We start from the raw sequence: 20,426 nt of genomic DNA on the forward strand, positions 1-20,426 counted from the left end.
CCCCATCCCTGCGGTAGGGATTACCCGCAGAGGGCGCCGGTCAGCGTCGGTCAGCGGCGGGCGGCGAGGACCGTGCGGTTCGCCGCGCCGGTCTTGCGCAGCAGCGCGCCGACGTGCTTCTCGACGGTCTTGACCGAGATGTGCAGGGTGGCCGCGATCTGCTTGTCCGGCATTCCCTGCTCGACGAGCGCCCGCACCTCCCGCTCGCGCGCCGTCAGCGGTTCGTCGCCCCCGGTCAGCGAGACGGCGAACCGGCTGAGGAACTCGGGGCTGAGGAGGAGGTCGCCTCGCGCCGCCGCCACGACCGTGCGCGCGATGGCGGCGGGGTCGGCGGTCGACTCCACGAACCCGGCCGCGCCGACCCGGGTGCCGCCGAGCAGCCGGTCGTCGGTCACCGAGCCGATCAGGAGCACCACCCGGGCCTCGTCGTCGGCCGCGCGCAGGTAGGAGGTCAGCTGCACCCCGTCCACGTGCGGGAGGTCGAGATCGGCGAGCACCACGTTCGGGCGTAGGAGGTCGTACGCCTCCACCGCCGCCTGCGCATCGGCGACCTCGGCGACGACCTGGATGTCCGGTTCCGCGAGCGCGAGCGACCGCACCAGGCCGGAGCGGATGAGCGGGCTCGCGTGGGCGACGAGCACCCGCCAGCGCGCGTGCTCGTGCCCGCGGGCGGCCGCGGCGACCGGCAGTTCCGCCCGCACACGCGTGCCCCACTGCGGCGTCGACTCGATGTGGATGCTGCCGCCGAGGTGCTCGGCCCGTGCCGCGAGCCCCTGGAGGCCGAGCCCGCGGAGCGGTCGGCTCGGCGCCTTCGCGAGGCCGCCGACGTCGAAGCCGCGCCCGTCGTCCTCGATGAGTGCGGTCACCTCGCGTTCGCCGTAGACGATCCCGACGCGCACCTGGCGCGCCGAAGCGTGCTCGACCACGTTCGTCAGGGACTCCTGCACGATCCGGAAGAGCTGGCGCACGGTCTCCGGCGCGAGCGGCCCCGGCTCTCCGACCACGACCAGGCGCGTGGTCAGCCCGGCCGCGGACTCCGCCCAGGCCAGCTCGAGCCCGATCGCCTCGCCCAGCGACCGGCCGTCCAGCTGCTCGGGACCGAGCCCGAGCACCGTCCGCTGCGTCTCGCTCAACGCCGACCGCGCGGCGCGCCGGGCCTGGGTCAGCGCGGCGCGCGGATCCTCGCCGGCGGCCGTCCGCCGCTCGGCCTCGTCCAATCGCAGCAGGATGTCGGCGAGCCCGCGCCCGACCGTGTCGTGGACGTCGCGGACGACACGCTCGCGCTCGGTGGCGACGGCGGCCTCCTGCGCCCGCTCCGCCGCGACCGCGTGCAGGCGGGCGTTCGTGATGGCGATGCCCGCGTGGGCGGCGAAGCTCTCGATCAGCTGGGCCTCTGGACCGCTGAACCGGCGGCCCGGATCGCGGCTGAAGACCACCAGGGCGCCGATGATCGCGCCGTTCCAGCGGATCGGCACCCCGATCGTGGCGTGCAGCAGGTCGCGGTCGGCACCGTCGATGTGCCCGCCGCGCACCTGGGCGTACTCGTCGAACACGACGGTCCCGCGCGCCCGGACGACTTCCCCGGTCACGCCCTCGTCCAGCGGGAACGTCGCGCCCGAGCGGCAGCCGACGCCGAGGTCTGCATCCTTCCGGTAGGTGCCGGATGCCTCGTCCACGGTGCAGATCGACCCGCTGTCGCAGCCGAGCAGCTCGAGGGTGTGGCGGAGGATGCGCTCCAGAAGCGGCTCGAGCGCGAAGTGCCCTGCCAGGTCCTCCGCCAGGGCGGCGAGCGTGTCGAACGGCGCGCTCAGCCGCGGGGCGGGCGCGACGGAGTCGCGGGTCGTGCGGGTGTTCGGGTCCGGGTCTGCGGCTTCCATGCGGTCCTCATCGACGTCGACGGCGATGCCGTCTCCATCATGCGCCCGTGCGAGGGCGCGCCGCCACCCCGGGGATCAGGCCCGCGGAGCGGGTGGCGCCGTCGGGTCCTCCGGGCCGTCCACCGGCGGGACCGGCTCGACCGGCGGCTGCGGCGCGGGCGGCTGCCACGCGCTCGGCGGGTCGCTGGGGTGCGGGGCGGCCGGCGGGTCGCTCGGGTGTGCGGCGGCGGCCTGGGGCTGCTCCGCCGGCCGCCCGTCGAGCAGGTTGCGCGCGCGGTTGCCGAGGTCGCCGTCCACCAGGACCGAGTAGCTCGTGGCGATCACCTGCATGACCGAGGTGTAGTCCTTGCGACGCCGGTTGATGGCGTACGAGACGATGCCGAAGAGCATCCCGAAGCCGGCGCCGATGAGCACGGCGGCGATCACGAAGGCGAAGCTGACCGTCGGGGAGAAGATCACGAGCAGGAGCCCGAAGAAGATGCCGAGCCAGGCGCCCGACGCCGCACCGGCGAGAGCGACACGCCCCCAGGTGAGCTTGCCGGTGACGCGCTCGACGCTCTTGAGGTCGCTGCCGATGATGGAGACCTTGTCGACCGGGAAGTCGGCGCGGGCGAGCACGTCCACCGCCTCCTGGGCGGCGGGATAACTGTCGAACGTCGCGACCACCTCACCGCGCGGGAGGGTCGGGAACAGGATCCGGTTGCGGCCGCCGAGAGGGCTTGGGGAGCTCATCGCCCCATTGTTCCATTCTCACGGCCCCTGCGGCGGGAAGGGCATAGGTTTATACACGTGAGTAGCACCAGGATCTTCGTCGCCCGGCTGGCCGGGACCAGCGTCTTCGACCCGGTCGGCGACCGGGTCGGGCGCGTGCGCGACGTGCTGGTGGTCTACCGCAAATCGGATCCGCCGACGGTCGTCGGACTGATCGTCGAGATCCCCGGCAAGCGCCGCGTCTTCGTCTCGATCGGGCGGGTGACCAGCATCTCCCCCGGCCAGATCATCACCACCGGCCTCATCAACGTGCGACGGTTCGAGCAGCGCGGCGGCGAGGTGCGTGTCATCGCGGAGCTGCTCGGCCGCAAGGTCGACTTCGCCGACGGCACCGGCGAGGCCACCATCGAGGACGTCGCCATCGAGGAGTCGCCCACCGGCGAGTGGGCGGTCGGGCAGCTCTTCGTGCGCCGCCCCAAGACGGGTTCGTCCCCGTTCGGCAAGGGACCGACCACGTTCGTGTCGTGGAACGAGGTGCGCGAGCGCCTCCGCGGCGGGGAGGCGCAGTCGGCGGAGCAGCTGATCGCCACCTACTCCGAGCTGAAGCCGGCCGACCTCGCGAACACGCTGCTCGACCTCCCGCCCCAGCGCATGCTGGAGGTGGCGGAGGAGCTGCCGGACGACCGCCTCGCGGACGTGCTCGAGGAGATGCCGGAGAGCGAGCAAGTGCAGATCCTCACCAAGCTCGACGACGACCGCGCCGCCGACGTGCTCGACCAGATGGAGCCGGACGACGCCGCCGACCTCATCGCCCAGCTCTCCGACGAGCGTGGCGAGCACCTCCTGGAGCTGATGGAGCCGGAGGAGGCGGAGGACGTCCGCATGCTCCTCAGCTACGCGCCCGACACCGCCGGTGGTCTGATGACGACCGAGCCCATCATCGTGTCGGCCGACGCCACCGTCGCCGAGGGCCTCGCGCTCATCCGCCGCCACGAGCTCGCCCCCGCCCTCGGCGCCGCCGTCTGCGTGACGCTGCCGCCCTACGAGTCGCCGACCGGCCGGTTCCTCGGCATCGTGCACTTCCAGCGGATGCTGCGCTACCCGCCGCACGTGCGTCTCGGCACCCTGCTCGACCCGAGCCTGGAGCCGGTCACCGCCGACACCTCCGCGGCCGAGGTGTCGCGCATCCTGGCCAGCTACAACCTCGTCTCGGTCCCCGTGGTCGACGACAAGCACCGGCTCGTCGGGGTGGTGACCATCGACGACATCCTCGACTATCTGCTCCCCGACGACTGGCGGAGCCAAGACGAGGACGAGCCCGTGAAACGCACGGCCTCGTCCGACGAGACCGGCAGCATCCCGATCGTGAACGGAAGGAGGGGTTCGAATGGCACGAGGTAAGCAGGACACCCGTCTCGATGCGCCGAAAGGTCTGCGCACACCCGTCCTGGGGTCGTCGTCGCGACGCGGGCGGGCCGAGCAGAGCGACCGCTTCGGACGGTTCACCGAGTGGATCGCGCGCGCCATGGGGACGCCGTGGTTCATCCTCGGCCTCACCGTCTTCGTCGTCGCCTGGATGGCGTGGAACACCCTTCTCCCGACCTCGTGGCGGTTCGACTCCGCGGCGCTCGGCTTCATCGCCCTGACCCTGGTGCTGTCGCTCCAGGCGTCGTACGCCGCGCCGCTCATCCTGCTCGCCCAGAACCGGCAGGACGACCGCGACCGCGTGCAGATCGAGCAGGACCGCCAGCGCGCCGAGCGCAACCTGGCCGACACGGAGTACCTCGCCCGCGAGGTCGTCGCCCTGCGGCTGGCGGTCAAGGACATGGCGACGAAGGACTTCATCCGCGCCGAGCTGCGCGCCCTGCTCGAAGACCTCGAGGAGCGGGACGCGGAAGAAGGCGAGACCACCCGTGCCTGAGCTGGCGGACGCCGTCGGGCGTGCGCTGGCCGCCGTGCTCGACCCCGAGATCCGCAAGCCCATCACCGAGCTGGACATGGTGGGTGGGGTGGAGGTCGCCCCCGACGGGCACGCGACGGTCGGCATCAAGCTGACGATCGTCGGCTGCCCGGCCGCCGACGCGATCGAGCGGGACGTGCGCGCCGCGACCGCGAGCGTCCCCGGGGTGACGGACGTGACCGTCGACGTCTCCGTGATGACCCCGGCCGAGCGCCGCGCCCTCACGGAGCGCCTGCGCGGCGGCAAAGCCGAGCGGACCGCTCAGTTCGGCCCGGACTCCCTCACCCGTGTCTACGCCGTCACGAGCGGCAAGGGTGGCGTCGGCAAGTCCACGGTCACCGCGAACCTGGCGGTGGCTCTCGCCGAGCGCGGGCTGCGCGTCGGCATCGTCGACGCCGACGTGCACGGCTTCTCGATCCCCGGTGTGCTCGGGATGACCGACGAGAACGGCGTCGCGCCGCGGCCGACCCGGGTGGACGACATGATCCTCCCGCCCGTCGCCTACGGCGTGAAGGTCGTCTCGATCGGGATGTTCGTCGACTCCGCGTCCGCGGCGGTCGCCTGGCGCGGCCCGATGCTGCACCGGACCATCCAGCAGTTCCTCGGCGACGTGTTCTTCGGCGACCTCGACATCCTGCTCCTCGACCTCCCGCCGGGCACCGGAGACGTGGCCATCTCGGTCGGGCAGCTGCTCCCCCAGGCGGAGGTGCTGGTGGTGACGACTCCCCAGCCCGCCGCAGCCGACGTCGCGGAGCGCAGCGGCGTCGTCGCCCGGCAGACCGGCCAGAAGGTCGTCGGCGTGATCGAGAACATGGCGGGCCTGGTGCAGCCCGACGGCAGCATCCTCGACCTCTTCGGCAGCGGAGGCGGAGCGGAGGTCGCCCGCCGCCTGTCGGCCGGCCAGGACGAGGAGGTGCCGCTGCTGGCCTCCGTGCCGCTCAGCATCCCGCTGCGCGCCGGCGGGGATGTGGGCGCGCCGATCGTCGTGACCGACCCCGCCGATCCCGCGGCGGCCGCGATCCGCGCCGTCGCCGAACGGCTCGCCACCCGCGCGCGCGGCCTCGCCGGCCGCAAGCTCGGGCTCTCCCCGAGGAGCTGACCATGACCGTGCTGACCATCGTGCAGCTCGTCCTCGCCGGTCTGCTGGCCGGCGAGGAGACGATCGTGCGCTGGGGCGTGCAGCCGGCGCTGCGCTCGCTGCCGGACGACGCCCACGTGCGGGCGCGGATCGCGCTGGTGAAGCGGCTGAAGGTCGTGGTGCCGATCCTGATGGCGCCGACGGTGCTCGCGACGATCGCACTCCTCGTCGTCACGGGAGGGTCCGACGGGCTGGCCTGGCGGATCGCGGGAGCCGCGGCGCTCCTGGTCTTCGTGCTCGCGTCGTTCCTCGGCACCGTGCCGATCAACATCGGCGTGAACGACTGGGATCCCGCTGCACCGCCTGCGGACTGGCGCGCGGTCGTCGTGCGCTGGGAACGGATCGACGTGCTGCGATCGAGCGCAGCGGTGCTCGCCTTCGTGTTGTTCGCGATCGCCGTCGGCGTCGCGCTCCCCTGACCCGTCCGGTCGCTAGACCGGCTCGACGATGCGGGCGATCAGCTCGATGAGCAGGCGCTCGGTCAGCGGGCGCGGCAGGGCCTCGATGAGCGCGAGCAGCGGGGCCTGCTCGTCGGGCAGCCGGCCGTCGCCTCCCCCGCCGATCCCGACGGCCTGCAGCACGGCTGCGGCGGTCTCCGAGTCGAGCGGGCCCTCCGCGAGCCCTGGCGGGAGCGCACCGAGCAGCTGAGCCGGATCGATCGCAGGTATGCCGCGCACCTCGTCCGCAGAGGCGCGCAGTGCGGCCTCCAACTCGTCCAGGCGGCTGCCGGTGACCGGGGTGATCGTGAGGTGGGTCGTGTGCGGGAGGTGCGTGCTGTCCTCCTGCGTCAGGCCGGGCTGCAGCTGGAGGTGCCAGCCGCGCAGGCGGGCGCGGTCGGCCCAGTGGTGCGGGTCGACGCGGCGGTCCGCGGGAACGGAGTCGTCGCTGGTCACCGCCAGCAGCGGGCCGGTCGGCGTGCCGAGCACGCGCAGTCCCTCGATGTCGCCGATCAGGTCCGCGAGCGCGGCCGTCGAGCGCAGGCAGGATTCGCCCAGCTCGGCCAGCCCGCGTGCGCCAAGGGCCTGGGTGATCGCCCACGAAGCGGCCAGGGCCGCAGCGGACTTCGAGCCGAGGAGCGTCGGGTTGACGACCGGGTAGCCCGGCCAGCCCGTCGTGGCGAAGTACTGCAGGCGCTGGCGGTCACGGCCGCGCTGGAGCAGCACGCTCGCACCCTTCGGCGCGTAGCCGAACTTGTGGAGGTCGGCCGAGATGCTCGTGACGCCCGGCACGCGGAAGTCCCACAGCGGCAGGGCATCGCCATCGGCACCGCGCCAGAACGGCAGGATCCAGCCGCCGATGCAGCCGTCGACGTGCAGGGCGACGCCGGCCTCCTCGCATGCCGCGGCGACGGTCTCGACGGGGTCGAGCGTGCCGAACGGGTAGGAGGGCGCGGAGACGACCACGAGGGCGACGTCCGGACCCAGGCGGTCGAGGAGGCGGTCCGGATCGATCCGGCCGGTCTCCGGGTCGACGGGCACCAGGTCGAGCGCGAGATCGAAGTATTCGGCGGCCTTCTGGAACGCCGCGTGCACCGTGACCGGCGCGAGGAGCCGCGCTCGGCCCTCCCCGCCCGCGGCGCGCCACGCCTCCCGCGCGGTCTTGACCGCGAGGAGGCACGACTCGGTGCCACCCGAGGTGACCGAGCCGACCACGTCGTCGCCCCCGTGGAGCAGCTCGCGCGCGAAGCCGATCACCTCCCGCTCCATCACGGCGACGGAGGTGAAGGTCGTCGGATCGAGGCCGTTCACCGGCTGCACGAGCCGCATGGCCTCGGCGGCCAGCTCGTCGATCTCGGCGACGCCCGAGTCGTACACGTAGCTGAGCACGTGGCCGCCGTGGGTCGGCGCGTCGGCCGAGCGCAGGGCGGCGAGGCGGGCGAGGACCGCCCTGGCGTCAAACGAGACCATCGATGTCGTCCTTCCGGAGGCGGTAGCGGCCGAGCGGGATGAGGCTGAGGGCGAGCAGGACAGCGGGCACCGCGCTGAACGCGAGCACGATGCCGGCGACGGCCGCAGCGGGCTGCGTCGCCCCGGCCACGAACTGGGTGGGGTCGGAGGAGCGCACGACGTAGCCCGTCACGGCGAGCACGATCGTGAGCACCGTCGCGCCCAATGCCATGCCGGTCGTCTCGCCCGCGGTCCACATCCCGCCGAACGTCCCCGCGCGGCCCGGCCCGTTGCGGCGCGCGTCGTGCGAGATCACGTCGGGCAGCATCGCCATGGGCAGGGACTGCATGCCGGCGTAGGCGGCACCCGCCACGGCCACGGGGAGGTAGACCCAGGCTCCGGGCGCCCAGAGCAGGGCGACCATCGAGAGGGCGGCGAGCCCGAAGAGCACGCTCGCGGCGATGAAGCCGCGCTCCTTGCCGACGCGCCGGGCGACGACGCCCCACAGCGGCGTGACGACGAGGGCCGGTCCGATGAGGGCGAGGAAGAGGAAGGTGACGGCGTCCTCGGAGTGCAGCACCCAGGTCGCGACGTAGTTCGCGCCGGCGAGCATGAGGCCCGTGGCGAGTCCCTGCAGCAGGAACGTGAGCAGCAGCGCCCGGAACGGCTGGCTGTCCCGCAGCACGCGCACCCCGGCCGCATAGTTCGTGCGCAGCGTCACGAGCACCGACTCGCGGGGAGGGGCGACCGCGGCCGGAGCGTGCCGCGGCGCCACGAAGGCCGAGATCAGCATCCCGCCGCCGATGACGACGCCGGCGATGAGCGCCATGACCGGGTAGCCGCCGAGCGAGCGGAGCGCCGGTCCGCCTGCGCCGAACAGCAGGATCGCGAACGTCAGAACGACCACCCGCCAGGTGAGGAGGCGCGTCCGCTCGTCGTACCCGCCGGCCAGCTCCGCGGGCAACGCGATGTACGGCACCTGGAACAGGCTGAACGACGTGGCGGTCAGTACGAAGGCGATCAGGACCCAGGTCGCCGCGACCCCCTCGGGCATCCCGGCCGGCACCGCGAACGTGAGCAGGAAGAACACCGGAAGCGTGGCCGCGCCGAGCACCATCATCGCCCGGCGGGATCCGCGCACGGCGAGCATCCGGTCGCTGCGGGCGCCGATGACGGGGTCGATGATGACATCCCACACCTTGGCCACGGTCACGACGACGCCCGCCACCAGTGCGGCGACGCCGAGGCTGTCCGTCAGGTAGTAGACGAGGACGAGACCGGGGAGCGTGGAGAAGCCACCGGTGCCGAGCGAACCGATGGCGTAGCGTGCGACCGTCGGCCGGGTGAGCGTCTGCTCCGATGCGATCATGTCGGAATCGTATTGGATGCGCGGCCCGCGGACCGGCGCGACGCGGGCTAGGTCGATTCGGCGTCGAACGGCGGCAGGGCGCCGGCCGGCAGGGCGCGCTGTGCAGCCGCCGCGGGGCTCGCCGGCTTGATCGAGCTCGTGGGAGCGGGGGCATCCTCCAAGAGGGCCTCGCGGATGATCCGGCGCGGGTCGTACTGACGCGGGTCGAGCTTCTTCCAGTCGACCTCGTCGAACTCCGGGCCCATCTCCTCGCGCATCCGCGACTTCGCACCGTTCGCGAAGTCGCGCAGCGAGCGCACGAACTGGCCGAGCTTGCCGGCGTACAACGGGAGGCGTTCCGGACCGATGACGAACGCCGCGATCACCGCCACGATGAGCAGCTTGTCAAAGGTCAGTCCGAACACGCATCAAGAGTATCGCGCCGGGCTTGCGCGGATGCTGGGTCGGCGGGCCGTATCCTGGACCGGAGGCAAGGAGCACTGTGTCAGACAAGGACTCGAACTGGAGATTCTCCGACGACGTGATCGTCGAGAGCGACGTGATCGCGCGGGCGCGCCAGCAGTCGCTGGAACTGGGAGTCGAGCCGATCGCCCCCAGCACCGGCGCGCAGGCGGCCATCGTGGTGGCCGCGACGGCCGCCGAGAACATCGTCGAGATCGGCACCGGGGTCGGGGTGTCCGGGCTCTGGCTGCTGACCGGCGGCGCGAACGCGCAGCTCACCTCGATCGACCAGGAGCTCGACCACCAGCAGCACGCGCGCGCCTTCTTCACCGAGGCCGGCGTCGCATCGAACCGCGTGCGCCTCATCACCGGCCGCGCGCTCGACGTGCTCCCCCGGATGAACGAGAACTCCTACGACATCGTCTTCATCGACGCCGACCCGCAGTCGGTGATCGAGTACGTGGAGCACGGCCTGCGGCTCGTGCGTCCGGGCGGGACCGTCCTCGTCGCGCACGCCCTGTGGCGCGGCCGCGTCGCCGATCCCGCTGCACGCGACGACGTCGCCACCGGCTTCCGCACCCTCATCACCGAGACCGCGCGCTCCGGCGCCGTGATCAGCGCGCTCTCCCCCGCCGGCGACGGCCTGCTGCAGCTGACCAAGCTCGCACCGTAGACGCATCCCAGAAACTACGAACGGACCCTGAGCATTCAGGGTCCGTTCGACGTGTTACGTGTTATTCGTTCAGGAGGCACTCACGACGCTCGCGAGAGCATCGTGCAGTTCTTTGGCTTCCGCGTCGTTGACGGAGACGACCAGGCGCCCCCCACCTTCGAGCGGGACACGCACGATGATGAGCCGTCCCTCCTTCACAGCCTCCATTGGCCCGTCCCCGGTCCTCGGCTTCATGGCCGCCATGCAGCTCCCCTTTCGTGGATGTCCCCCTATTATCCGACATCCGCGGCGACCTGTGGAAATCGGCACCCACCCCGAGCGGGTGCCACGGGTCACGGCGGTGACCAATCCGCGCCGTCGACGCCCCAGCAGATCGCGATCCAGCCGACCTGCATCGCCAGGAACAGCACGACCATCGCCACCCGGTAGACGCGGCTGCGCGGCAGCGCCAGAGCGCCCAGCAGCGGGAAGAGCGGCATCAGGAGGCGGAAGGTGCTCGACTGCGGGAAGAACACTGCGAAGAGGTACACCGAGTAGGCGATCACCCAGAAGAGCAGGTCGGGTCCGAGTTTGCGCACCGCGGGCGAGAAGAGCAGCACGGCGTACAGGGCGACGATGACGACGAGCACGACGATGCCGATCCAGCCCGGCAGGCCGAGCATGACGGTCGTCCACCACTCGGCCCCCTGGAACCACGCCGCGAACGGGACGAGGTGCTGGTAACCGATGTACGCCGCGCGCCAGGCGAGCTCGGTGTCGGTGTAGGCCGTCCACGACCCCGTCGCGATACCCGCGATCGCCGGCCAGGCGAGACCCGCGAGCCCGCTGAACACGGTCAGCGACACGCTCTGGACCCGCTCGCGGACCGGGAAGGGGTCGTCGCGGCGGCGCACCCAGCGGTACACGACGTGCAGTCCCAGGGCGAGGGCGAAGGCGAGGCCGCTCGGCCGGGTGAAGGCCATCACGAGCGTCACCGGGAACAACCAGCCGTACCGGCGGTCGACGAGCAGGAGCAGGGCGACGGCCAGCAGGAGGAGCTGCAACGACTCGGCGTACGCGAGCTGGAAGAGCGGGGACACCGGCGCGACGCAGAACAGCACGACTGCGAAGAGCGTCGTCGACTCGGACAGCCCGACGCGCCGGAGCAACCGATGCAGCACGAGAGCGGCCCCGGCAGCGCAGACGACCGACACGAGGACGGCTGCCGGCGCCCAGGAGAGCCGCGTCACGAACATCACGGCGTCGACGACGCCCGGGTACACGGGCATGAACGCCCAGGCGTTCTCGGTGACGTGCACGCCGTCGGTCGGCAAGGATGCCGGATAGCCCGACACCGCGATGATGTTGTACCAGAGCCCGTCCCAGATGGTCGCGAACGAGAAGTAATCGGGCTTCGGGCCCGTCCACGGGTTCTGCCCCTGGTTGGCCGCGAAGATCAGCAGGACGACGGTCGTGAAGACCCGGCTCGCGACGAAGATCGCGAGCACCCGGACCCACCAGCGGGTCCACCACGAGCCGGGCTGCGCCGCGGAGTGGACCGCGGCGGCCTCGTCAGCGGGTGCCGGAGCCGGTGAGCCAGGCACGGAGTCCGGCCTCCACGGCCACGATCTGCTCCACGTCGACGCGCTCGTCGTCGGCGTGGGCCTTCAGCGGGTCGCCGGGGCCGTAGTTGACCGCGGGGATCCCCATCGCGCTGAACCGAGCGACGTCGGTCCAGCCGTACTTCGGCTTCGCGACACCGCCGACGGCCGCGACGAACTCCTGCGCCAGGGGCGCGTCGAGCCCGGGGCGGGCGCCGTCGGCCCGGTCGACCACGGTGATCTCGTAGTCGCCGAACAGCTCGTGCATGTGGTCGATGGCCTCCTGCGAGCTGCGGGAGGGGGCGAACCGGTAGTTGATGTGCACCATGCACTCGTCGGGGATGATGTTGCCCGCGATGCCGCCGGTGATGCCGACCGCGTTGAGGCCCTCGCGATAGACGAGGCCGTCGACCTCCACCTCCCGCGCCTGGTACGCGGCGAGGATGTCGAGGATGGGCGCCGCCTTGTGGATGGCGTTGTCGCCGACCCAGCCGCGCGCCGAGTGCGATCGCAGGCCGTAGGTGCGCACCTCGACGCGGAGGTTGCCGTTGCAGCCGCCCTCGACGACGCCGTTGCTGGGCTCGCCCAGGATGGCGAAGTCGCCGGTGAAGAGGTCGGGGCGGTTGCGGGAGAGCCGGTTGAGCCCGTTGAGCTCGGCGTTGACCTCTTCGTGGTCGTACCACATCCATGTCACGTCGATCGCGGGGTCGGTGAGCTCGGCGGCGAGCTTCAGCTGCACGGCCGTACCGGCCTTCATGTCGACGGTGCCGCGTCCCCAGAGGTAGGTGACGCCACCCACGGTCTCGAAGCGCGTCGGGAGGTTGCCGTTGAGCGGGACGGTGTCGATGTGCCCCGCGATCAGGGCGCGACGCTCACGACCGAGGTTCGTGCGGGCGACGATCGTGTCGCCGTCGCGGATCACCTCGAGGTGCGCGAGACCGGAGAGCGCCTCCTCGATCGCGTCGGCGAGCTCCTTCTCGTTTCCGGACACCGACTCGATGTCGCAGATCTGGCGGGTGAGGTCGGTGGAGGTGGCGGTGAGGTCGAGAGGCACCCTACTAATCTAGAGCCATGCCTTCCGAGATTGCTGACGAGTCCGCCGCGCCCGCCACCTCCCGCACCGCGTGGGGCTACGGACTCGCGACCGTGGCCGGCGACGGCACCGTCCTCGACACGTGGTTCCCGTCGCCGCAGCTCGGCCGCATCCCGGCCGGCCGCGAGCCCTGGATCGCACCGGCCGAGCTGGAGGCCCTGGCCGGCGAGGACGCCCGCCGCAACGTGCGCATCGACACCGTCACGGTCGAGATCGACCTCGACGCCGCACCGGCCTCCACCCCGGACGCGTACCTGCGCCTGCACCTGCTCTCACACCTCCTCGTCGCGCCCAACACCCTGAACCTCGACGGGATCTTCGGCCACCTGCCGATCGTCACCTGGACGAACGCCGGCCCGGTGCTCCCGGCCGACTTCGACCGCCTGCGTCCCGCGCTCCAGCGCGCCGGCATCCACGTCACGGGCATCGACAAGTTCCCGCGCCTGCTCGACTACGTCACGCCCGACCGCGTGCGCATCGCGGACGCGTCGCGCGTGCGCCTCGGAGCGCACCTCGCGCCGGGCACCACCGTGATGCACGAGGGATTCGTCAACTTCAACGCGGGGACGCTCGGCTCCTCGATGGTCGAGGGCCGCATCTCCCAGGGCGTCGTCGTCGGCGACGGCTCCGACATCGGCGGCGGCGCGTCCATCATGGGCACCCTCTCCGGCGGTGGAACCCAGCGCGTCGCGATCGGCGAGCGCGCCCTGCTCGGCGCCAACTCCGGCATCGGCATCTCCATCGGCGACGACTCGGTCGTCGAGGCGGGCCTGTACGTCACCGCCGGCACCAAGGTCGTCGTCGTCGACGCCGCCCCCACCGCCGACGGACGCCCGCAGACGGTGAAGGCCGTCGAGCTTTCCGGCGTGCCCGGCCTGCTCTTCCGCCGCAACTCGGTCTCCGGCGCCGTCGAGGTGCTGCGCCGCGCCGGCTCCGGCGTGGAGCTCAACGCGGCGCTGCACGCGTAGCCGCCCCTCCTCGACGGCGCGCCCCTCCGGTCAGACGAACGCGAGCACCGACGCCGGGTCGCTCAGGATGCGGCCGAGGTCGGCGAGCAGCACCGATGCCTGCTGACCGTCCACGATCCGGTGGTCGAACGACAGCGCCAGCGTGAGCACGTTGCGCAGCGCGATGCCGCCGTCGTGCTCCCACGGCTGACGACGCACCGCACCCAGCGCCAGGATGGCGGCCTCCCCCGGCGTCACGATCGGCGTGCCCGCGTCGACGCCGAAGACACCGACGTTCGTGATCGTGATGGTGCTGCCGGAGAGATCGGCGGGAGCCGTCCGTCCGGACCGCGCCGTCTCCGCGAGCGTGCGGATCGCGCCGGCGAGGTCGGCGAGCGGGAGCAGGTCCGCATCCCGGACGACCGGGACGAGCAGCCCGCGCGGGGTCGCCGCGGCGATGCCGAGATGGACGGCGCCCGACTGCACGATCTCGTGCGCGTCGTCGTCCCACCGCGCGTTCACCTCGGGAGTGCGCCGGATCGCCAGGCACAAGGCTTTCGCCACCACGGTGAGGAGCCCTGGGCGGGCCTCGCCGTCCGCGGTGCGCGCGCGCAACCGCTCGACGAGCTCGGACGTCGCAGTCACGTCGACCGTGAGGAAGACCGTGGCCTGTGGCGCCGAGAACGCGCTGCGGACCATGGCTTCGGCCGTCGCCTTGCGCACCCCGCGGATCGGGATGCGCACGTCGCCGCGGCCCGGGGCCGCCGCAGCGGTCGTCGTCGCGGACACGGGAAGGCGGTGCGATCCATCCGCCGTCGCCGGCCCACCCGTCGCCGCGGCGTCGAGATCCTGCCGCGTGATCAGGCCGCGCGCCCCGGTCCCGGTCACGGCGCTGAGGTCGATGCCGCGCTCGCGGGCCAGCTTGCGCACCGGCGGGGTGGCGCGGGGGCGCTCGGCCAGGGCCGTCGCGGTGGCGGCCGGCGCGGCTGCGGGCGCGGACGCGACTGCGGTCTTGCGCGCAGGCGCTGCCTCCCGTGTCGGCTCCGCCGGAGCGAGCCCGGGGCGCGCCCGGCGTGCGGGCCGGGTCGTCGCGTCGGGACGCGCGCCGTAGCCGACCAGCGTCGGCTCGGGCGCATCGGCGCGATCGTCCGCTTCGTCGGCAGCACCCGGAGGCTCGAGCTCCGCTCCCGCCACCTCGAAGGCGACGAGCGGCTCCCCCACCGCGACCGTCACCCCCGGCTCGACATAGAGGCGCGACACGCGACCGTCGTACGGCGCGGGCAGCTCGACGAGCGCCTTGGCCGTCTCCACCTCCGCGATGATCTGGTTGAGGTGGACGCTGTCGCCGACCGCGACCTTCCAGCTCACCAGCTCCGACTCGGTGAGGCCCTCGCCGAGATCCGGCAGGGCGAAATCCTTGACCGCCATCAGTCCTCCACCCCCGAGAGCGAGTTCGGCCGGTCCATGACGCGGTCGATGCCGTCCAGGATGCGGTCGAGGTCGGGCAGGTGCGCCGACTCCAGCCGTGCCGCCGGGTAGGGGATGTCGTGCCCGGTGACGCGCACCGGCGCGTGCTCGAGCTCGTAGAAGCAGCGCTCGGTGATCGACGCCGAGATCTCCGCCCCGAGTCCGCCGGACAGCGCCGCCTCGTGCGTCACCACGAGCCGGCCGGTCTTGCGCACCGAGGCGACGACCGTGTCCAGGTCGAGCGGCGACAGCGAGCGCAGGTCGATCACCTCGACGGAGACCCCCTCGTCGCCGGCCGCCACGGCCGCATCCCGGGCCAGCTGCACCAGGCCGCCGTATGTCACCAGGGTCACGTCGCCTCCGGTCGCCATGACGCGTGCGGTGCCCATCGGGCGCGCGTCCGCCATCGGGGCGGCCTCGTCCACCTCGCCCTTGGCATGGTAGCGGCGCTTCGGCTCGAAGTAGAGCACGGGGTCGTCGGAGGCGATGGCCTGCTGGATCAGCGTGTACGCGTCCTGCGGATCGGAGGGGCTCACCACCCGCAGCCCGGCAGCGTGGGCGAAGTACGCCTCGGGCGAATCGGAGTGATGCTCGGCCGCGCCGATCCCGCCGGCGAAGGGCACCCGGATCGTGATCGGCATGCGCACGGCGCCGTCCGTCCGGTAGTGCATGCGCGCCACCTGGCTGACGATCTGGTCGAACGCGGGGTAGACGAAGCCGTCGAACTGGATCTCGACCACCGGGCGGTAGCCGCGGTACGCCATCCCGACCGCGGTGCCCAGGATGCCCGACTCGGCTAGCGGCGAGTCCATCACCCGGCGCGGGCCGAACTCCGTCTGGAGTCCGTCGGTCACCCGGAACACGCCGCCGAGCGTGCCGATGTCCTCCCCCATCAGCACCACGTGCGGGTCGCCCGCGAGCGCCTTGCGCAGCCCGGCGTTGATGGCCTTCGCCATCGTGAGGGTGGTCACCGTCCGTCACCCCCGACGAACGTGCGCAGGTAGCGGGAGTAGTGGTCGCGCTGACGGGCGATCCCGGTGTGCGGCTCGGCGTAGACGTTGTCGAAGACCGTGAGCGGCTCCGGGTCGCGCAGGGCGAGGCAGCCCGCGCGCATCTCGGCGGCCACGGCATCCGCCTTGGCGTGGATGCTCGTGAGACGCTCCTCGTCGAGGCGGCCCTGGGCGTCGAGGTACGCCTCGACCCGGGAGATCGGGTCGCGGCCGCGCCACTCGTCCAGCTCGGACGGGTCGCGGTAGCGGGTGGGGTCGTCCGCCGTGGTGTGCGGGCCCATCCGGTAGGTGACGGCCTCGATGAACGTCGGACCGCCTCCCGAGCGGGCGCGGTCGAGGGCGGCGCGGGAGGCCGCGAGCACCGCGAGCACATCGTTGCCGTCGACGCGGATGCTCGGCACACCGAACCCCGGGGCGCGCTCGGCGATCGGCCGCTGTGCCTGCAGCCCGACGGGCTCGGAGATCGCGTACTGGTTGTTCTGGCAGAAGAACACGACCGGGGCGGCGTAGGTCGCGGCGAAGATCAGGGCCTCGCTCACGTCGCCCTCGCTGGTCGCGCCGTCGCCGAAGTAGGCGACCGCGACAGCGTCGGTGCCGTCGGCCTGGATGCCGAGCGCGTATCCCGTCGCGTGCAGCGTCTGCGCGCCGATGATGACCTGCGGCGTCGCCATGTTGATGTCGTACGGGTTCCAGCCGCTCTGCGCCGTGCCGCGCCACACGCGCAGCAGATCGACGAGTCCGGCGCCACGGCAGTAGGCGACGCCGTGCTCGCGGTAGCTGGAGAAGACGAAGTCGTCGGAGCGGAGCGCGCGTCCGGAGCCGATCTGGGAGGCCTCCTGGCCGAGCAGCGGAGGCCAGAGGCCGAGCTCGCCCTGACGCTGGAGAGCGGTGGCCTCCGCGTCGATGCGGCGGATGACCACCATGTCCTCGTAGAGGTCGAGCAGCTGGTCGGGGCCGATGTCGGAGACCCACGCGTCGTACCGGTCGTCGCTCAGCCGCTCCCCCGTCGGCGTCAGGAGCTGGACGGTGTCGGCTCCCGCGGGGAGTCGCACGTCGTCGAGGCCGCCATCGCGGCCGAGGTGCACACCAGGCTGATTGTCGATCGTCACGGTTCACGCAACCTTCACTCTCATGCCCGGGGCGGCTCGCTCGTGACGGGCCGCTCCGGCCTCCGGCCCCTTTGCCGGAATTAATCGGAAGGCTACGCTGTGCGATCAGGACGCACAACCAGCGGCGTGTCGACCGTGCACACTGCCCTATCCGCGGCCCGGCCGCGGTGCTACCTTTCACACTATGCGCACGTTCGACAGCACAGACCGCCGCATCCTCGTCGCCCTCGCGGACGACCCGCGATCGACCAACGTCTCCCTCGCCGACCGCCTCGGGCTCAGCCGGAACACGGTCCAGGCGCGCCTCGCCGAGCTCGACCGCAGCGGCGCGTTCCTGTCGTTCGAGCGACGCATTGACGCCCGCGCCGCCGGCTATCCGCTGGCTGCCTACGTAACGGTTCACGTGCAGCAGCAGCTGCTCGCCGCGATCGTCGAGCACCTCACCGGGATCCCGGAGATCGTGGAGGCGCACGGCCTCTCCGGGTCCTCTGACCTGCTCCTGCGCGTGCTGGCGCGCGACGCGGAGGACCTCTTCCGCATCACCGGCGCCATCCAGTCCACCGACGGCGTCGTCCGCGCCGAGACCTCCCTCGACATGGGCGAGCTCATCCCCTTCCGCCTGCGCCCCCTCCTCACCCGCTGAGCCATCGCTTCCGGACTTGTGTGCGCATCCGCCCGGCGTGTTGCGTGCAGAAGTCCGGAAGCGATGGCTGCTCCGGGAACGCGCGAAGGCCGCGTCGACCAGGGGGTCGGCGCGGCCTTCGTGTGCTGGATCAGCGAGCGGGGATCAACCCTCCGCCGGCTCCGAGGGGCCTTCGGAAGCGGCGTCGCGGCCGTGCGTGTCGGCCTCGTCGGCGATCACCGGGGCGAGCGAGAGCTTGCCGCGGTCGTCGATCTTGGTGATCTCCACCAGGATCTTCTGGCCGACGCCGAGCACGTCCTCGACGTTCTCGACGCGCTTGCCACCGGCGAGCTTGCGCACCTCGGAGATGTGCAGCAGGCCGTCCTTGCCCGGCAGGAGCGAGACGAACGCGCCGAACGCGGCGATCTTGACGACGGTTCCGAGGAACTGCTCGCCGATCTCCGGGTTGGTCGGGTTCGCGATCGCGTTGACCTGGGCGCGAGCGGCCTCGGCCGACGGACCGTCGACGGCGCCGATGTAGACGGTGCCGTCCTCCTCGATGGAGATGTCGGCGCCGGTCTCGTCCTGGATCGCGTTGATCGTCTTGCCCTTCGGGCCGATCAGCTCGCCGATCTTGTCGACGGGGATCTGGACCGAGATCACGCGGGGCGCGGTCGGGGCCATCTCGTCCGGCGCGTCGATCGCGGCGTTGAGCACGCTCAGGATGGTCGTACGAGCATCCTTCGCCTGCGTCAGCGCACCCGCGAGGACCTCCGAGGGGATGCCATCGAGCTTGGTGTCGAGCTGGATCGCGGTGACGAACTCGCTCGTGCCGGCGACCTTGAAGTCCATGTCGCCCAGCGCATCCTCGGCGCCCAGGATGTCGGTGAGGGCCGCGTAGCGGGTCTCGCCGTCGACGACGTCGGAGATCAGGCCCATGGCGATGCCGGCGACCGGGGCGCGCAGCGGCACACCGGCGTTGAGCAGCGACAGGGTGGAGGCGCAGACGGAGCCCATCGACGTCGAGCCGTTGGAGCCGAGAGCCTCGGACACCTGGCGGATCGCGTAGGGGAACTCGTCGCGGCTCGGCAGCACCGGCACGAGGGCGCGCTCGGCGAGGAAGCCGTGCCCGATCTCGCGACGCTTCGGCGAACCGACCCGGCCGGTCTCACCGGTCGAGTAGGGCGGGAAGTTGTAGTGGTGCAGGTAGCGCTTCTTGGTGACCGGCGACAGCGAGTCGATCTGCTGCTCCATCTTGAGCATGTTCAGCGTGGTGACGCCCAGGATCTGGGTCTCGCCGCGCTGGAAGATCGCCGAGCCGTGGACGCGCGGGATGACCTGCACCTCGGCGTCGAGCGGACGGATGTCGGTCAGGCCGCGGCCGTCGATGCGGATGCCCTCGCGCAGCACACGACCGCGCATGACCACCTTCGAGACGGACTTGTAGGCCGCCGAGAACTGGGTGAGGGCCTCGGCGTCGACCGTGCCCGCCTCCACCTTCTCGGTGAGGGCCGCCTTGACGCGCTCCTTGAGGGCGTCGTCGGCGTTCTGGCGCTCGATCTTGTCGGCGATCTGGTAGACGTTCACCAGCTCGTCGTAGGCGAGACCGGCGACGTTGTCGTAGGTCGCCTTCGAGTAGGGCAGGAACACCGGGTAGTCGGCGATCGCCTTCGCGGACTGCTGCGCGATGACGTTCTGGGCGCCGACGAGCTGGCGGATGAACGGCTTCGCCGCCTCCAGGCCCTGTGCGACGACCTCTTCGTTCGGCTTGACGGCGCCGCCCTGGATGAGGTTCCAGCTGTGCTCGGTGGCCTCCGCCTCGACCATCATGATCGCGACGTCGCCCTCGGAGCCGTCCGCGTTGGTGAGGACGCGGCCCGCGACGGTGAGGTCGAAGACGGCCTCCTCGAGCTGCGAGGCCTTCGGGAAGGCGATCCACTGGTCGGCGTGCTGGCCGTTGCCGGGGATGAGCGCCAGGCGCACACCCGCGATCGGGCCGGAGAACGGCAGACCGGAGATCTGGGTGGAGGCGCTGGCCGCGTTGATCGCGAGAGCGTCGTAGAACTCGTCCGGGGCGATGCTCAGGACGGTGATGACGATCTGGACCTCGTTGCGGAGACCCTCGACGAACGAGGGGCGCAGCGGGCGGTCGATCAGACGGCAGACGAGGATCGCCTCGGTCGAGGGGCGGCCCTCACGACGGAAGAACGAGCCGGGGATCTTGCCGGCGGCGTAGGAGCGCTCCTCCACGTCGACGGTCAGCGGGAAGAAGTCGAAGTTGTCCTTCGGGTGCTTGCTGGCGCTCGTCGCGCTCAGCAGCATCGTCTCCTCGTCGAGGTACGCGGCCACGGCGCCCTGCGCCTGCTGGGCGAGGCGTCCGGTCTCGAACCGGACGGTGCGGGTGCCGAAGCGGCCGTTGTCGAGCACGGCTTCGGCGAATTTGATTTCGGGACCTTCCAAGAGGTCTTTCTCCTTTGTTTAACGTCGCGGCCCCGTGTGGGCGCGACTCTCCAAGGAGCGAGCAGGCAGATCGACACGTCCGA

At 71.8% G+C, this 20,426-nt stretch carries 19 protein-coding genes; 7 read left to right on the forward strand and 12 right to left on the reverse strand.

Annotated features, from left to right (window positions below; translation table 11 throughout):
- Positions 1 to 50: 50 nt before the first annotated feature.
- The gene (locus HNR14_RS00510) at positions 51 to 1,877 is read right to left on the reverse strand and encodes a hybrid sensor histidine kinase/response regulator transcription factor (RefSeq protein WP_179699347.1); all 1,827 of its coding nucleotides are present in this window, start codon (positions 1,875 to 1,877) and stop codon (positions 51 to 53) included.
- A 75-nt stretch (positions 1,878 to 1,952) separates the two neighbouring features.
- Complete coding sequence (locus HNR14_RS00515; RefSeq protein ID WP_179699348.1) at positions 1,953 to 2,609, reverse strand: YflT domain-containing protein; 657 nt, start codon at positions 2,607 to 2,609, stop codon at positions 1,953 to 1,955.
- Positions 2,610 to 2,666: 57 nt separating this feature from the next.
- On the opposite strand from HNR14_RS00515, the gene HNR14_RS00520 reads away from it, so the two are divergent.
- The 4 genes from HNR14_RS00520 to HNR14_RS00535 are packed head-to-tail and all read left to right on the forward strand — an operon-like array spanning position 2,667 to position 6,105.
- Positions 2,667 to 3,989, forward strand: a complete 1,323-nt coding sequence (locus HNR14_RS00520; RefSeq protein WP_021764483.1) for a magnesium transporter MgtE N-terminal domain-containing protein — start codon at positions 2,667 to 2,669, stop codon at positions 3,987 to 3,989.
- Positions 3,976 to 4,509 (forward strand): DUF1003 domain-containing protein, encoded by a 534-nt coding sequence (locus tag HNR14_RS00525; RefSeq protein ID WP_039923341.1) that lies wholly within the window; start codon positions 3,976 to 3,978, stop codon positions 4,507 to 4,509. Before HNR14_RS00520 ends, HNR14_RS00525 begins: the two co-directional genes overlap by 14 nt.
- Complete coding sequence (locus tag HNR14_RS00530) at positions 4,502 to 5,647, forward strand: P-loop NTPase (RefSeq protein WP_179699349.1); 1,146 nt, start codon at positions 4,502 to 4,504, stop codon at positions 5,645 to 5,647. The genes HNR14_RS00525 and HNR14_RS00530 overlap by 8 nt, the downstream gene beginning before the upstream one ends.
- A gap of 2 nt (positions 5,648 to 5,649) precedes the next feature.
- Positions 5,650 to 6,105, forward strand: coding sequence for an anthrone oxygenase family protein (locus HNR14_RS00535; protein WP_179699350.1), 456 nt, complete (start codon positions 5,650 to 5,652; stop codon positions 6,103 to 6,105).
- Between the two features lie 12 nt (positions 6,106 to 6,117).
- Here HNR14_RS00535 and HNR14_RS00540 read toward each other — a convergent pair whose 3' ends face one another.
- From HNR14_RS00540 to HNR14_RS00550, 3 genes are read right to left on the reverse strand one after another with little or no spacing between them, the layout of a single operon-like run.
- Entirely contained in the window at positions 6,118 to 7,593 is a 1,476-nt protein-coding gene (locus HNR14_RS00540; RefSeq protein ID WP_179699351.1) for a pyridoxal phosphate-dependent decarboxylase family protein, read from the reverse strand.
- Positions 7,580 to 8,941, reverse strand: coding sequence for an MFS transporter (locus tag HNR14_RS00545; RefSeq protein WP_179699352.1), 1,362 nt, complete (start codon positions 8,939 to 8,941; stop codon positions 7,580 to 7,582). Before HNR14_RS00545 ends, HNR14_RS00540 begins: the two co-directional genes overlap by 14 nt.
- Before the next feature lie 47 nt (positions 8,942 to 8,988).
- Complete coding sequence (locus HNR14_RS00550) at positions 8,989 to 9,345, reverse strand: twin-arginine translocase TatA/TatE family subunit (RefSeq protein ID WP_179699353.1); 357 nt, start codon at positions 9,343 to 9,345, stop codon at positions 8,989 to 8,991.
- Positions 9,346 to 9,422: 77 nt separating this feature from the next.
- Between HNR14_RS00550 and HNR14_RS00555 the strand changes: the two genes are divergently transcribed.
- Positions 9,423 to 10,055: an O-methyltransferase gene (locus HNR14_RS00555; protein ID WP_021764148.1), complete on the forward strand. Its 633-nt coding sequence runs from the start codon at positions 9,423 to 9,425 to the stop codon at positions 10,053 to 10,055.
- A 69-nt stretch (positions 10,056 to 10,124) separates the two neighbouring features.
- Here the strand turns inward: HNR14_RS00555 and HNR14_RS00560 are convergent, their stop codons facing one another.
- From HNR14_RS00560 to dapE, 3 genes are all read right to left on the reverse strand, one after another.
- Positions 10,125 to 10,298, reverse strand: a complete 174-nt coding sequence (locus HNR14_RS00560; RefSeq protein WP_021764147.1) for a DUF3117 domain-containing protein — start codon at positions 10,296 to 10,298, stop codon at positions 10,125 to 10,127.
- An 89-nt stretch (positions 10,299 to 10,387) separates the two neighbouring features.
- Positions 10,388 to 11,638 carry a hypothetical protein gene (locus HNR14_RS00565; RefSeq protein ID WP_179699354.1) on the reverse strand — a complete coding sequence of 417 codons (1,251 nt, stop codon included), beginning with the start codon at positions 11,636 to 11,638 and terminating at the stop codon, positions 10,388 to 10,390.
- Complete coding sequence (gene dapE / locus HNR14_RS00570; protein ID WP_179699355.1) at positions 11,607 to 12,689, reverse strand: succinyl-diaminopimelate desuccinylase; 1,083 nt, start codon at positions 12,687 to 12,689, stop codon at positions 11,607 to 11,609. Before dapE ends, HNR14_RS00565 begins: the two co-directional genes overlap by 32 nt.
- A 17-nt stretch (positions 12,690 to 12,706) precedes the next feature.
- Between dapE and dapD the strand changes: the two genes are divergently transcribed.
- Positions 12,707 to 13,696, forward strand: coding sequence for a 2,3,4,5-tetrahydropyridine-2,6-dicarboxylate N-succinyltransferase (gene dapD / locus HNR14_RS00575; protein ID WP_021764144.1), 990 nt, complete (start codon positions 12,707 to 12,709; stop codon positions 13,694 to 13,696).
- Between the two features lie 30 nt (positions 13,697 to 13,726).
- Here the strand turns inward: dapD and HNR14_RS00580 are convergent, their stop codons facing one another.
- The 3 genes from HNR14_RS00580 to pdhA are packed head-to-tail and all read right to left on the reverse strand — an operon-like array spanning position 13,727 to position 17,237.
- Complete coding sequence (locus HNR14_RS00580) at positions 13,727 to 15,103, reverse strand: dihydrolipoamide acetyltransferase family protein (RefSeq protein WP_179699356.1); 1,377 nt, start codon at positions 15,101 to 15,103, stop codon at positions 13,727 to 13,729.
- Positions 15,103 to 16,113 (reverse strand): transketolase C-terminal domain-containing protein, encoded by a 1,011-nt coding sequence (locus HNR14_RS00585; RefSeq protein WP_179699357.1) that lies wholly within the window; start codon positions 16,111 to 16,113, stop codon positions 15,103 to 15,105. Before HNR14_RS00585 ends, HNR14_RS00580 begins: the two co-directional genes overlap by 1 nt.
- Complete coding sequence (gene pdhA / locus HNR14_RS00590; RefSeq protein ID WP_021764743.1) at positions 16,110 to 17,237, reverse strand: pyruvate dehydrogenase (acetyl-transferring) E1 component subunit alpha; 1,128 nt, start codon at positions 17,235 to 17,237, stop codon at positions 16,110 to 16,112. The genes HNR14_RS00585 and pdhA overlap by 4 nt, the downstream gene beginning before the upstream one ends.
- A 208-nt stretch (positions 17,238 to 17,445) precedes the next feature.
- On the opposite strand from pdhA, the gene HNR14_RS00595 reads away from it, so the two are divergent.
- Complete coding sequence (locus HNR14_RS00595) at positions 17,446 to 17,904, forward strand: Lrp/AsnC family transcriptional regulator (protein WP_179699358.1); 459 nt, start codon at positions 17,446 to 17,448, stop codon at positions 17,902 to 17,904.
- 144 nt (positions 17,905 to 18,048) lie between these two features.
- Here the strand turns inward: HNR14_RS00595 and HNR14_RS00600 are convergent, their stop codons facing one another.
- Positions 18,049 to 20,343: a polyribonucleotide nucleotidyltransferase gene (locus tag HNR14_RS00600; protein WP_179699359.1), complete on the reverse strand. Its 2,295-nt coding sequence runs from the start codon at positions 20,341 to 20,343 to the stop codon at positions 18,049 to 18,051.
- Positions 20,344 to 20,426 lie beyond the last annotated feature (83 nt).

This window comes from Leifsonia naganoensis, assembly GCF_013410615.1.
Taxonomy (GTDB): domain Bacteria; phylum Actinomycetota; class Actinomycetes; order Actinomycetales; family Microbacteriaceae; genus Leifsonia; species Leifsonia aquatica.

Bases quoted from the DNA above. Each gene is read 5' to 3' on its own strand.
- HNR14_RS00510 (WP_179699347.1), bottom strand. From the start codon at position 1,877: ATGGAAGCCGCAGACCCGGACCCGAACACCCGCACGACCCGCGACTCC.
- HNR14_RS00515 (WP_179699348.1), bottom strand. From the start codon at position 2,609: ATGAGCTCCCCAAGCCCTCTCGGCGGCCGCAACCGGATCCTGTTCCCG.
- HNR14_RS00525 (WP_039923341.1), top strand. From the start codon at position 3,976: ATGGCACGAGGTAAGCAGGACACCCGTCTCGATGCGCCGAAAGGTCTG.
- HNR14_RS00535 (WP_179699350.1), top strand. From the start codon at position 5,650: ATGACCGTGCTGACCATCGTGCAGCTCGTCCTCGCCGGTCTGCTGGCC.
- HNR14_RS00540 (WP_179699351.1), bottom strand. From the start codon at position 7,593: ATGGTCTCGTTTGACGCCAGGGCGGTCCTCGCCCGCCTCGCCGCCCTG.
- HNR14_RS00545 (WP_179699352.1), bottom strand. From the start codon at position 8,941: ATGATCGCATCGGAGCAGACGCTCACCCGGCCGACGGTCGCACGCTAC.
- HNR14_RS00560 (WP_021764147.1), bottom strand. From the start codon at position 10,298: ATGGCGGCCATGAAGCCGAGGACCGGGGACGGGCCAATGGAGGCTGTG.
- dapD (WP_021764144.1), top strand. From the start codon at position 12,707: ATGCCTTCCGAGATTGCTGACGAGTCCGCCGCGCCCGCCACCTCCCGC.
- HNR14_RS00580 (WP_179699356.1), bottom strand. From the start codon at position 15,103: ATGGCGGTCAAGGATTTCGCCCTGCCGGATCTCGGCGAGGGCCTCACC.
- HNR14_RS00595 (WP_179699358.1), top strand. From the start codon at position 17,446: ATGCGCACGTTCGACAGCACAGACCGCCGCATCCTCGTCGCCCTCGCG.